12 protein-coding genes are annotated in these 12,717 nt (G+C 57.3%); 8 read left to right on the top strand and 4 right to left on the bottom strand.

All coding sequences use genetic code 11. The features are described 5' to 3' along the window. Positions 1-4 precede the first annotated feature (4 nt). Together CAF80_RS19725 and CAF80_RS19730 are read right to left on the bottom strand one after the other, a co-directional pair. Positions 5-2,242: an ATP-binding protein gene (locus CAF80_RS19725; RefSeq protein ID WP_074687848.1), complete on the bottom strand. Its 2,238-nt coding sequence runs from the start codon at positions 2,240-2,242 to the stop codon at positions 5-7. Then, complete coding sequence (locus CAF80_RS19730; protein WP_074687847.1) at positions 2,239-2,844, bottom strand: biliverdin-producing heme oxygenase; 606 nt, start codon at positions 2,842-2,844, stop codon at positions 2,239-2,241. The genes CAF80_RS19725 and CAF80_RS19730 overlap by 4 nt, the downstream gene beginning before the upstream one ends. 456 nt (positions 2,845-3,300) lie before the next feature. Here CAF80_RS19730 and CAF80_RS19735 point away from each other — a divergent pair, with 456 nt between their 5' ends. The 3 genes from CAF80_RS19735 (at position 3,301) to CAF80_RS19745 (ending at position 6,442) form a co-directional block, all read left to right on the top strand. Next, positions 3,301-4,830 (top strand): AAA family ATPase, encoded by a 1,530-nt coding sequence (locus CAF80_RS19735; RefSeq protein ID WP_074687846.1) that lies wholly within the window; start codon positions 3,301-3,303, stop codon positions 4,828-4,830. 53 nt (positions 4,831-4,883) lie between these two features. Further along, complete coding sequence (locus CAF80_RS19740) at positions 4,884-5,699, top strand: HNH endonuclease (RefSeq protein ID WP_134333566.1); 816 nt, start codon at positions 4,884-4,886, stop codon at positions 5,697-5,699. A gap of 122 nt (positions 5,700-5,821) precedes the next feature. After that, complete coding sequence (locus CAF80_RS19745; RefSeq protein WP_085667814.1) at positions 5,822-6,442, top strand: LysE family translocator; 621 nt, start codon at positions 5,822-5,824, stop codon at positions 6,440-6,442. On the opposite strand, the gene CAF80_RS19750 is transcribed toward CAF80_RS19745, so the two are convergent. Beyond that, the gene (locus CAF80_RS19750) at positions 6,439-6,852 is read right to left on the bottom strand and encodes a VOC family protein (protein WP_039770856.1); all 414 of its coding nucleotides are present in this window, start codon (positions 6,850-6,852) and stop codon (positions 6,439-6,441) included. The two genes, CAF80_RS19745 and CAF80_RS19750, sit on opposite strands and share 4 nt — an antisense overlap. Positions 6,853-6,961: 109 nt before the next feature. On the opposite strand from CAF80_RS19750, the gene CAF80_RS19755 reads away from it, so the two are divergent. From CAF80_RS19755 to CAF80_RS19765, 3 genes are read left to right on the top strand one after another with little or no spacing between them, the layout of a single operon-like run. Then, complete coding sequence (locus CAF80_RS19755; RefSeq protein WP_085667815.1) at positions 6,962-8,044, top strand: bifunctional transcriptional activator/DNA repair enzyme AdaA; 1,083 nt, start codon at positions 6,962-6,964, stop codon at positions 8,042-8,044. A 23-nt stretch (positions 8,045-8,067) separates the two neighbouring features. Further along, positions 8,068-8,865 carry an isocitrate lyase/phosphoenolpyruvate mutase family protein gene (locus tag CAF80_RS19760; RefSeq protein ID WP_085667816.1) on the top strand — a complete coding sequence of 266 codons (798 nt, stop codon included), beginning with the start codon at positions 8,068-8,070 and terminating at the stop codon, positions 8,863-8,865. A 3-nt stretch (positions 8,866-8,868) separates the two neighbouring features. Continuing rightward, positions 8,869-9,489 carry a DNA-3-methyladenine glycosylase gene (locus CAF80_RS19765; protein ID WP_085667817.1) on the top strand — a complete coding sequence of 207 codons (621 nt, stop codon included), beginning with the start codon at positions 8,869-8,871 and terminating at the stop codon, positions 9,487-9,489. Positions 9,490-9,588: 99 nt separating this feature from the next. Here CAF80_RS19765 and CAF80_RS19770 read toward each other — a convergent pair whose 3' ends face one another. Then, on the bottom strand, positions 9,589-10,974 hold the full coding sequence (locus CAF80_RS19770) for a hypothetical protein (RefSeq protein ID WP_085667818.1): 1,386 nt from the start codon (positions 10,972-10,974) through the stop codon (positions 9,589-9,591). A gap of 354 nt (positions 10,975-11,328) precedes the next feature. On the opposite strand from CAF80_RS19770, the gene CAF80_RS19775 reads away from it, so the two are divergent. Both CAF80_RS19775 and CAF80_RS19780 read left to right on the top strand, forming a co-directional pair. Further along, on the top strand, positions 11,329-11,817 hold the full coding sequence (locus CAF80_RS19775) for a GFA family protein (protein WP_085667819.1): 489 nt from the start codon (positions 11,329-11,331) through the stop codon (positions 11,815-11,817). Positions 11,818-11,917: 100 nt separating this feature from the next. Then, positions 11,918-12,715 carry a MipA/OmpV family protein gene (locus tag CAF80_RS19780; protein WP_080770647.1) on the top strand — a complete coding sequence of 266 codons (798 nt, stop codon included), beginning with the start codon at positions 11,918-11,920 and terminating at the stop codon, positions 12,713-12,715. Positions 12,716-12,717 lie beyond the last annotated feature (2 nt).

The raw sequence follows: 12,717 nt of genomic DNA on the forward strand, positions 1-12,717 counted from the left end.
CGTTTCAGTCCAGACGCGGCACGGTGAAACGGAACTCACTGCCCTGCCCCGGCTCGCTCTCGGCAACGATCTGCCCGCCATGGGCCTCGACGATGCCTTGCGTGATATACAGGCCCAGCCCGGTGCCGGTCGGATTGCCTTCCTTCACCGTCCAGTAACGGTCGAATACGTGCGGCAGGTGATCCTTGGGAATGCCTTCGCCGCTGTCGCGGACCGTGAAGACGATGTCGTCACCGACCGATTTGGCATACACGTCGACCGTGCCCAGGCGCGGAGTGAATTTGATCGCGTTGCCGACCAGATTCGACAGCACCTGAAACAGTCGCTCGGGGTCGGCATGGATGCTCAGGTCGGGATCGGCCTCGAACGAGATGCTGATGTCCTTGTCCAGCGCCAGCGGCGCGAGCAGCGATTGCGCCTCTTCGAACATCTGCGCGACATCGAGTTTCTGCGGCGAGATGGTGTAGCGCCCGGCGTCGATTTTCGAGGTGTCGAGCAAGTCTTCCAACAGCGTGTTCATGCGCCCGGCGGCTTGTTGCATGGTGTCGATGGCGGTGGAGATGCGCCGCGAGGTGTGCGGCCCGTCGGAGCTGAAAGCCTTCTGCATCATGCCGCACAGCATCGAGATCACGGTCATCGGGTTGCGCAGATCGTGTGAAACCACAGCAACCAATTCATCGCGGGCACGCACCGCCTCCTGCTCCCGGCGCACCTGACGGGCCAGATCATTTTCCAGCGCCGAGCGACGCAAGTCGTTGGCGGCGAACAGATCGCCGTGACTCCACTTGGTGGAAATCCCGGCCATCTCGACCTTCCAGATTTCGAACGAAGTACGCGGCCGCAGGCGCAGGCCGGCGTCGGAGTTTTCCAAATCCAGCGGCTTGCGCGGGTCGCCGCTCCAGTTGATGTTCTCTTTGACTTCGGGGCGGAACCACAGCACGCCGTTGTCCACCGGTTTGGGCAGGCTCATGGCGAGCACGCCGCTGGCAACTTGCTGATAGTGCGCGGCCGGCGGATAGACGCTGGCCAGGTGGTGACTGGCAAACACCGGCTCGCCACGCTCCTGCAACCATTTGTGCAGGGCACGGATCTCTTCCGGCTCCGGGCAGTTGCCGTAACGGTGCAATTGCTTGTCTTCGATGATCGCGATGCCGCCGGCATTGGCCAGCGCCATCAGGACTTGTGGCTGGTTGGCCAAACCATCGAATACGTTCTGTGGCGAATCGATCATTGCTTGATTGAGCAGCGCCAACGCTTCGACTTTTTCTTCCCGTTGACGGCTGACTTCCAGTGCTTCCATCGCGCTGATCTGCAACGACAGCACCTGGCCGATGGTCTGGCACGCGGTGCGCAATTCATGCGGTACATGCAGCGGCTGGCGATTGCCGCAACTGATCAGGCCCCAGAGCTTGTCGCCCTTGAGCAGGGAAATGCTCATCGAGGACAGCACGCCCATGTTCTTCATGTACTGGCAGTGGATCGGCGACACGCTGCGCAGCGTCGCGAAGCTCAGGTCCAGCGGAGTCTGGGTGTCCGGGCGCAACTTGGGCACCAGCGGCACCGGTTGGTAGTCGGCATTCGGGATGATCCGCAGCCAGTTGGTGCGGTACAGCTCGCGGGCCTGCTCGGGGATGTCGGAGGCCGGGAAAAACAGACCGTTGAACACTTCCATCGAGGGGTCGGACGCTTCGGCAATGACTTGGCCGTGGCCCTCTTCCTCAAAACGGTAGATCAATACCCGGTCGTAACCGGTCATGGCCTGGATTTCCTTGACGCTGATGTCGTACAGCGCCTGCAGGCTCTGGGCCTTTTGCAGGCGCGCGAGCATCCGCCCCAGATGGGTCTCGGTGCCGGCGACGTTGCGCGGCTGGAAGTTTTCGACGTGGATTTCCAGCTCCAGAATCAGCACATCCTGATGCCGGTGCACCAAGCCTTCGAACGCCGTGCCATTAAGGCGAAAGTGCAGCGGCGGCGCATCGGACAGGGTCGGTTGTTGCAAGGCCTGGCGAACCTGCGCAGCGTGGGCATCGCCGATCAGGCTTTGCAGGGGCTGGCCGATCAGCTCTTGCGCCGGGCGCGCGAGCAAGGTTTCGACGTTGGCGCTGATCTGGATGATCGAAAGGTCCGGCTCGCTCAGGGTCAGCAGCAAACCGTGCGGCTGGATAGCGCCGGGAAAGCGGATCGGCTCGTCGGCACAGTTGGCCAGCAACTCTTCAAAGGCTTCTTTGTCTTGCGGGGTCATACCAGAACCTCCTGGCTTTCGAGCCAGCGCTCGAAACAGCTGAATGTAGTGTGGGCGGCCGCCACGACGGCTTCACGCTCGTCGGCGTCCATCGGGCGACTGCCCAGGTATTCGATGAAATCGCGCCAGCGCCGGCCGGTGGCAGCGCCGTAGATGTCCAGAAACGCTGCGCCGTTGTCCGCGCCCAGGCTCAACCGCGTGGCGATTTCCCGGCGCAGGATCTGTCCGCCGAGGGTGGCGCCTTCCAGCACGTACAGCACTCCAAGGCAGGCGGCGGCGGAGTCGATGGTGGGCAACTGGCGGCAGACCGGAAAGTCCTTGCCGTTAGCATCCAGCGCTTGCAGATCGCGTTGCAGGGTCGGCGCTTTGAGGCGCGAAACCAGATCGAAATCGGCGGGGATCTCGCCGCTGTCCTGCAATGCGCTTTCCAGTGGCTGATAGAAGCCGTAATAGGCCCGCATCAATCGCTCGAAAGCTTGCAGATCAAGGGTGTCGGAGAAGAAAGGAAGGCGTTTTTCCAGTGCAATGTGCAGTTCGGCCGTGCCGGCGCGCAGGTCCTGCAACACCGGTGGTACATGAACCTCGCGGGCCTTTGCTTGCATGTAGGTCGCTCTTGGTAGGGCCACTTAGGCCGTGCGTGATCAGTGAAACGGGGAGAAACCTTACACGATAATCTCCCTCCCATTCCAACCGGAGGGATCATCTATCCATTCACACCCTCCTCGCCTTGATTATGAGTTCCAACACCCGCTGAAAGTTCGACCTGAAAGATTTGATCGATGATGTATTAAAAAATCACATAACGAGGCACTTCGAATGATACTCATAAAGCACTTACAACAAACAACTCCTGATAGGCTTCTTTGCGCACCTCACCCTTCCCACTAAAGCATATATTTACAACCTCAATAAAAGCAAAGTATCACCATTCAGATCAACCCAATCCAGATAACCAAACTACTCCTTGGAAACCCCGACCTAATAAAGACAACACAGCGAAGCAAAACTCGACACAATGGTGGCTTTTTGATACCTTTCCCAAATTCAAAAGGAGGTTGATGCTCATGATTTTCTGTAAATCAAAGAACCTAGAACACCAAAAAGATATAGTCACACTCGACAAGTCAGATTGGGATGACTACGGCTATCGTACTCAGTTCTATGTAACATATTACGATGAAAACCTAGAAAGACATGATCTAGGCACGATAAAAATAGGTTTTATTGGACAAGCAAATAGCGAACAAACTGCAAATGCGCTTCCTGACAACTTTCCTCATTTAAAAGATAATTATTTCTCACTAGGTCAAAGTTCAGAGTTTTACGAGCGAATCATTGCACTTCCCAAAAGAAAAGGCTTTGAAATCCTTAAAAAACTGCGCGACATCGCATTCAACAAAAGCATTTTTAATTCAGTCATGGAGGAACACGTTCTTTACTCCTCACTGATGCGATTCACCAGCTCAACGACAATAAAAAATCAATTCACTCGAATCCTTGAAGGTGGGGTTACGTATGAGAGCTTTGATTTCAGCTATCAAAAATCACCACAAAGATCAGGCACAAGTACTCGTTTTGATTTTTCAGTAAAAATTGACTCAAAACCACCGACCCACATGCACGTACTCATTGGCAGGAATGGTACAGGGAAAACAAAACTACTTAATAGCATGATTACTAGCTTGGTACATAACAACAATGAGTCAGGTGCTTTTTTTGAGAAGCGCAACACTCACTCACCTCTGATTGGTAGCAATTATTTTAGTGGAGTAATATCCGTATCCTTTAGCGCGTTTGACAAATTCGTCCCCCCGCAAGATCAACCAGATAGCGCCAAAGGGTTACGATATCACCACATAGGATTGAAGCAGATTGTTGATGATGAACTCCAGCCGAAATCTGATAAAACTTTAGAAACCGAGTTACTCGAAGCCATCGAGACATGTTTAAACCAAGAGGACAAGCGCACACTACTATTAGATGCAATAAAAACACTCGAATCAGATGACAATTTTAAACAAATCGGATTAGTAGAACTCATAGAATCCCGTTACGATAGAAAAACAGTTCCAGATTTTAAAAAAATCTATAAAGAAATGAGTTCTGGGCATGCAATCGTACTTCAGTCTTTATCTCGGTTGATCGCCTACATTGAGGAGAAGTCCTTAGTTATGATGGACGAACCCGAAAGCCATCTGCACCCACCACTGCTTTCCGCTTTTACAAGAGCGATTTCCAACATACTTGCCGAACGTAATGCCATTGCTTTAATAGCTACACACTCTCCTGTCATCCTCCAGGAGGTGCCTAAAAATTGCGTGTGGAAGTTATATCGAATCGATGATGAAATTAAAGCCGAGCGCCCTTTAGATGAGACATTTGGTGAAAACCTTGGCGTACTGACAAGCGAAATCTTTAGCTTGGAGGTTTCTGCATCAGGATTTCATAATCTTTTAAGAAAGTCTGTAGAAGACAACAGCAAAACATACAACCAAATAATAGATGAATACAACGACCAAATCGGATTCGAGGGCCGCTCCATACTCAGAAATCTCATTGCTACCAGAGGAAAAGGGGGCAACAGATAATGCGAAGCTTGCCCATTCCAAAACAAGACAACATGTTGGTCTACAGAGACTGCGTGAATGGCATATTCAACGAAGAATTGCGCAGCAGATTCAAAAGTGCGGCGCCTGATATTCAGGTGGCGTATAAGAGTTATCTAACAGAGGCAAAGGCAAACCTACTCCATACAATCAGGGGCAAAAAATACGAGAAGAACGATATAGTCCTTTCTCGCCTTACGAAAGACAATCTGATGAAGTTGTACTCACAATACTTTGTCGGCGAGCAAAAAATAGCAAGAAAACATTACAACGATATCTTCTTTAGCTCACCAAACCAAAAATGCCCTTATTGTGGATTTGGACAAGTATTTACATTAGACCATTATTTATCCAAGGCTTCACACCCTCAGTTTTCTGTTCTGATGCCTAATCTGGTTCCTTCCTGCCGGGATTGCAATGAAGGTTACAAAAGCGATAAAGCCGGAAACTCCGAATCAAAGCAGTTCCTTCATCCTTACTTCGAAAAAGGATACTACTATGAGCAACAATGGCTTTTTGCAGAAGTAAAGTACAGTGTACCTGCCACGATATTTTTCTATGTTTCCTGCCCACTCAACTGGACTGAATCGGCAAAAAGCAGAGTACGCAATCATTTTAAGGAGTTCGGACTGCAAGAGAGATATGCCGTCGAAGCAGCAGAAGAACTTTCAACCTTGAGTTTGCGCCTATCTAGACGACACAAAAATGATAGCCCGGCTCAGATAAGAGAAATATTGGACGAAGCGTTGGAGGCAGAACAAATGAAGCATCAAAACTCATGGAAAACAGCGATGTACTATGCTTTAGTGCAGAGCAAATGGTATCAATGCGAAGGTTACAAACTAGAATAATTGGAGTTAGAAATCAGGTATTTATAAATTTCGACAACAACAGCGATACGTCAGAATTTAGGCGTTATTCGAAGTTTACATTTAAAATCTCTGGCAAATCTGATCAGTGCAGGATTATTGCTATGGATCTCACTACCCTCTCCCTGTTCCTGCCCGCCTGTTTCGCCTTGAACATGGCGCCGGGGCCGAACAACCTGCTGTCGGTCAGCAATGCCACCCGCTACGGCTATCGTCGCGCCTGCGTGGCCGGGATCGGGCGGTTGCTGGCGTTCGCCGGGATGATCGCCCTCGCGGCGGCGGGGCTGGCGGTGGTGCTGCAAACGTCTGAACTGTTGTTCTATGGGATCAAGATTATTGGCGCGGGGTATCTGTTGTATCTGGCGTGGCAGCTGTGGCGAGCCAATCCTGCCGCCGAAGACGCCATTGCGGCGCCGGCGAACGGGCTTCTGGCCCTGGCGCGTCAGGAGTTTCTGGTGGCGGCAGGCAATCCCAAGGCAATCCTGATCTTTACCGCATTCCTGCCGCAATTCGTTGACCCGACCCGCGCCATCACCTCGCAGTTCATGCTGCTGGGCGTGCTGTTCCTGCTGCTCGAATGGATCGCCATCAGCGCCTACGCCTACATGGGCCTGCACATGCGCCGCTGGTTCGCCGAGCCGCGCGGCAAACGCATTTTCAACCGTTGCTGCGCCGGGCTGCTGTCGGCGGCAGCTTCGGTATTGTTAATGGCCAAGCGCGCCTAAGCTTCGGAAGGGCCCTTGAGTTCGACCTGGTTGCCGTCCGGGTCGAAGCAGTACAGCGACAGGCCGTAGCCCTCGGCGCCAAAACGGGTGGCGGCTTTTTCGACGGTCAGGCCGCAGGCTTGCAAATGACTGACCAGCGCCGCTTCATCGAACGGCTCGATGCGCAGGCAGAAGTGATCGACATTGCGCCGTTCGCTGCCGGCAGCGGCGCCGCCCTTGCGGCCGATTTCCCCGTCGAGGTCGACCAGATCGATCATCGACGTACCGGCGCGCAGGTGCACCAGACCGAACTTTTCATTGCGCTTGACCACTTCGGCACCGAAAACCCGGTCGTAGAAATCAATGCTGCGTTGCAGATCCGCAACGCGCAGCACGATGTGATCGATGTGTTGAATCGTGAACGGTGGCATACCTTCATTTCCCGAGTTGTAGCGACCCGATCACTGTAGTGCAGCGGCCCGAAAATTCACTGTCGATTTTTCGGTGGAGCCATCGAATAACTGGTTTTATCCTCGGCCCATGAACATACAGACCGCTGTCCTGCCCCCTCACGCCGAAATGGTTCGCGCCATGCTCGCAAGCGACACTGCCTATGAAGGCGTGTTCTTCACGGCCGTGAAAACCACCGGGATCTTTTGCCGCCCTACCTGCACGGCGCGCAAGCCGAAACCGGAAAATGTCGAGTTCTTCGCCCACGCTGACGAGTGCCTGTCCGCCGGTTACCGCGCTTGTCTGCGTTGTAAACCGCTGGACGCTGCGGCCATCGCCCCGGACTGGGTGCAGCGGCTGCTAAAAGCGGTCGACGCCGATCCGGAGCTGCGCTGGAGCGATGCGCAATTGCTCGCCGAGGGCATCGAGCCGCTGAAGCTGCGGCGCTGGTTCAAGCAGCATTTCGGCATGACCTTCCACGCGTGGCTGCGCACCCGCCGGCTCGGCATGGCGTTGGGCGGGATCAAGCAAGGCACGTCCATCGACCACGCCGCGTTCGATTCCGGCTATGAATCCCTCAGCGGTTTTCGCGATGCGTTTCAGAAATCGTTCCACATCACGCCGGGACGCGCGGCAGCCAGCGAGCCGCTGCTGTTCACTCGCCTGACCACGCCGCTGGGGCCGATGATCGCCATGGCCGAACGCCGTGGACTGGTGCTGCTGGAGTTTCTCGACCGCCCGGCGCTGACCCGGGAAGTCGAAGAACTGCAGAACCGCTACGGCTACGTGGTCGCACCGGGGCACAACGCGCATTTGCAGCAGCTCGAAAACGAGCTGGCGCTGTACTTCGCCGGCAAGCTGAGCGAATTCGGCGTGCCGCTGCACCTGCCCGGCAGCGAGTTTGCCCGGCAGGTCTGGAGCGAACTGCGGCAAATCCCCTACGGCCACACCAGCACGTACGGCACCATCGCAGCGCGGCTGGGCAAACCCGGCGCCAGTCGCGCTGTGGGGCTGGCCAACGGGCAGAATCGGCTGTCGATCGTGGTGCCATGCCATCGGGTGATCGGTGCGGACGGCTCGTTGACCGGCTATGGTGGTGGGCAACCGCGCAAGGCGTTTTTGCTCCGGCTGGAAAACGCCGCCGTGCAGCTGACGCAACCACTGGCTTTCTGAACAACCGACAAGAAGGGATCTCGATGAACGCGCTCGACACTCAGTTTCACCAGTTGCACCACGATGGCCTGCTGATCCTGACCAACGTCGCCGACGCCACCGGCGCGCGACTGGTCGAGCAACTGGGTGGCAAAGCGGTCGCCACCAGCAGCGCCGCGGTCGCCTGGGCCCACGGTTACCCGGACGGCAACACTCTGCCGCTCGAGCGTTTGATCAGCAGCGTGGAGTCGATTGCGCGAGTCATCAAAGTGCCGTTGAGCGTGGACATCGAGGCCGGTTACTCCGATGACCTCGGCCGGGTCGCTGAAGTAATCGATGCGGTGATCGCCGCCGGTGCGGTCGGGATCAATATCGAAGACGGCAGCGGCACGCCGGAACTGCTGGTGCGCAAGATCGAAGTCGCGCGACAGGTGGCCGACAAGCGCAATGTGAAGCTTTTCATCAATGCCCGCACCGACGTTTATCTGAAAAGCCTGGTGCCTGCCGAGGATCGCGTCGCCGAAACCCTGCACCGCGCCGCGCTTTATCAGGCAGCCGGGGCCGATGGGTTGTTCGCTGCCGGGGTGACGTCCGCCTACGAAATCGAAGCGATCTGCAAAGGTACGACCCTGCCGGTCAACGTCCTGGGCTTCGCTTGCCTGCCCTCCCCCGAAGAACTGCAAACCCTCGGCGTGCGCCGCTTGAGCGCAGGCTCCGGGATCGCCGAGTTCCTGTACGGCGCCATGGGCTCACTGGTGAAAAGTTTTCTCGCCAGCGGCAAGCTCGACACCCATCACCTCAAGGCCTTCACCTATGGCGAAGTCAACGGTCTGCTGAAGTAAACCATGCCTGATCCCTATCAGCCGGCCAGCGAGTTTCTGGCCAGCCTCGACGCCGACTGGCAGCGCCACATTGCTGCCATAGGCCCTTGTCTACATCAGCCGCATCCGACGCGCGATCCGTATGAGTCGCTGGTGCGGGCGATTGCCTATCAGCAACTGCACGCCAAGGCAGGCGATGCGATTGTCGGGCGGCTGGTGGGGTTGTTTCCCGGGCAGACGTTTCCGCGTCCCGAGCAGATTCTGGCGACGGACTTCGATCAATTGCGCGGTTGCGGGTTTTCGGCGGGCAAGATTGCGACGATTCAGGGGATTGCCCAGGCGACCCTGGACGGTGTGGTGCCGGATTACTCGAGCGCGCTGGTGATGGAGGACGAAGCGCTGATCGAGCGTCTGGTCAGCCTGCGCGGGGTTGGCCGCTGGACTGTAGAGATGTTGCTGATCTACAGCCTGGAGCGGCCGGATATTCTGCCGGCGGATGACTTTGGCGTGCGCGAGGGCTATCGGCGGTTGAAGGGGCTGGAGGTGCAGCCGACGCGCAAGCAGATGATTGACATCGGATTGGCGTGGAGTCCGTTTCGCACGGTGGCGGCGTGGTACCTGTGGCGTGTGCCTAAGGCGCTCTGACCTTGCCCCATTACCCTGTTCAGTCGGATGTTTCGACAGGCCGGGGTGAGGAGCCGTTCATCTCGCTCCTCCCCAGGGAGTCGGCCGCACGCCGTTTTCTCATGGAAACAGCAGCTTCATGTCCTGTTCCGAATAATTGTACTTGCAGCGCAACTCGGTCCCCGCCGGAATATCGTCCGCGGCGAACAGCGCACTCAGGATGTAACGCCGACGTTCGAACCGGGTGCCGATCTGCAGGTCTGCTTCAACCTTGAACCCGATTATCTTCACGTTATAGCCTTCCGCCGCTTGCCCGACTGGCTTGTCGGCGGCGTCATATTCGAAGTTCGAGTTGATCCGCGAAACAATATTGTCACCGATGACCACCAGGGGCTCTTCGATGAACCTTCCCGGTCCGTAATGCAAATAAGTGCCCGCGAGCATGGTGTACGTCTGCTCCTCTGGCCGCAGCAGCCCTGTCCGGCTGATCGTTCCGCCGTAAAGGCCCAGCGCCTCGCCTCTGGTGATTCGCTTGTTCGCGACCACCATAAGCTGGCCGATCAGCGCTTTCTCGCCGGGTACTTTCACGTCGGCACTGGTGAAAGTACGCAGCTCGAGTTTCTCTTCATAGAGCCTGGCAACGTCTTCATAGCCTTCGAACTTGATGTAAGGCTTGATCAGCTCCGAACGATATCGCTCCCCCGTGCGCAAGGTCACCAGCGTTTCCAGTTTGCGAATCCGTACCGGCCTGCCCTGCGGATCGCGCAACGGGTATTTGCCGTTGTTGGTGCGGTCGTACGAAGCCAGACGATTGGCCCGGAACGAATAGCGCACCTCGTGACGCATGGCCGCCAGTTCCTGTTCGGTGTAAGGCTTGATCTGCATTGATTCGGAAGCCAGCTCGAACTCGTCGTCAGAAGCGTCCTGACGACTGCGCCCTTCGTCACCTTCCGGGTGAGGCATTGTCTCGAGGGGCGAGTCGACTTCACTGCGCGGGTCCGGGGTGCGAAAACGGTCAGTGTCAAACTCTTGAAGCGGGTGCCAGCGCCTGCCATCGCTATCGCGCTCCAGAACCGGGCCGGAAGGATTGAGTTCGCTGGCCAGCCTGGCACGGTACAACCCCGTCTGCGGATCGGCACTGACCTGGACGATGGCCTGATCGGGCAATTCGGCGAACTGGCGCCCTTTGAACGTCCTGAAGCCATCGGCATCGATCTCCGTCAGCCGGCCTGCCCCCGGGACGTGGTAGGCCTCCAACGACTGTTGCCCGGAGGCGGGTATTTCAATCGTCGGCTGCGCCTCGTGAACAGTGATCGAAGCCGGAGGACTGACGACCTCTCCAGTGCGGTCATGCGGGGCCCTTGAGCCTCCGGAAAAAGCGGGTGGATCTGGCTGCGTGAAGTGGCCACCGGGGCGAATCGTCGGCCCCGACACCGCGCCATCAGCGGGCGGTTTAAAATGGACATCAACCGGGCCTGCACCCTTGGTTGGCGGTTTGACTGGCATATCCAACTTCCTTGATAAATGGCCGGATCAAATCCTGTGAATCTGAAGCCGGCCGGTGTTCGGCGTCATTGCCGGTTCATCTACATGGCGAAAAAAGGCTACCAGACTCCGACCACACCCACCCACGCACAAACCGCTTCAAATTGATTCCCGGCGCGCTCCGGCCAACAGCGTCTGCGGCCGTTCTGCAGATGTTTCTGCGCCCTGATTGTGTGATCCATCACCACGCCTGCCCTTGCGCCGAGTTTCCAGCACCAGACCGGCGCGGGGTAAAGATACAACTGACGCTCCGGGCGCCCGGGATCTTCTCGTCTAGGCTGAATCGAACGACTTCAGCCCAACCGGAGGCCACTCATGCAACTCGAAGGCTCCTGCCACTGCGGCGCGGTTTCATTCACCCTCGACAGCGCCCACCCCTACCCTTATCAGCGCTGCTACTGCTCGATCTGCCGCAAGACCCAGGGCGGTGGCGGCTATGCGATCAATCTCGGCGGCGACGCGGCCAGCCTCACGGTGCGCGGACGCAAACACATCACGATCTACCACGCGAAAATGAAAGACGAAGGCGATGCCCGCGCCCACCGCAGCAGCGCCGAGCGGCACTTCTGCTCGTTGTGCGGCAGCGGACTGTGGCTGTTCAGCCCGGAATGGCCGGAGCTGATCCACCCGTTCGCCTCGGCCATCGACACGCCGTTGCCGGTGCCGCCGGAACATACCCACCTGATGCTCGGTTCGAAGGCACCGTGGGTCGAAGTGCAGTCGAGCAAGAAGGATCAACAATTCGAGGTCTATCCCGGAGAGTCCATCGCCCAGTGGCACGAACGGCTGGGACTGAGCCGATAACCGCCTTCACAGTCTTTGACAGTTTCCCGACAAAGCTGCCAAAGATTGCCGGCCGCCCCCTCACTAGCATGGGCGCATCCAATCTTCCCTCGGGTGCCCCATGCCGGTTTCGTTACGCACACTTTCGCTGTCCCTGACTTCCCTCTGCCTGCTGCTGCCGGGCGATTCGTTGCGTGCCGAAGACTGGCACGCCACCCTGCGTGCCGGGGCGGCCAGTGCGCCGCGTTACAGCGGCAGTGATGAACGGGTGGTGGCGCCGTTGGTGGGGGTCGAAATCGTCAGCCCTTATGGTGTGTTTCTCGACAGCAGCCGAGGCCTCGGCTGGGGCTTCGACGAAGAGGATTTCGGCCTCAGCGTCTACGTCGGCGCCAGCGACGTGCGCAAGGATCGCAAGACCGGATTCAAAGGCTCGGACGAGCTCAACGGCATGGGTTCGATCAAGTCGCGCCCGGTGATCGGGCTCGACGGGACCTATCACATGGGCCCGATCATTCTCGGCGCGAGTTTCGAGCATGCGCTGGAAAAGGACGATGATGACCACGACACCGGCTCGTCGTGGAACCGCCTCAAGCTGAGCATCAGCGCGCCGTTCTACGAAGGCCGTTACGGCAAGGTTACCGGCGGCCTCAACAGCCAGTTCGGCGACAGCAACTACATGCGCACCTGGTACGGCGTCAGCGACACCCAGGCCTCGCGCAGCCAGTTCCGGGCCTACAACGCCCGGGGTGGCCTGGTCAGTCGCGGTGCGGATCTGACCTGGTCGTTGCCGCTGGATGAGCAATGGAGCGTGTCGACCGTTCTGGCGGTGCAGTACCTGAGCCACGAAGCGGCCGACAGCCCGATTGTCGAGCGCCGGTTGCAGACCTCGTTGGCCGGGCAAGTGGTCTACAGCTTTTGATC

Source organism: Pseudomonas sp. B34(2017) (assembly GCF_002112915.1).
Taxonomy (GTDB): Bacteria; Pseudomonadota; Gammaproteobacteria; order Pseudomonadales; family Pseudomonadaceae; genus Aquipseudomonas; species Aquipseudomonas pharyngis.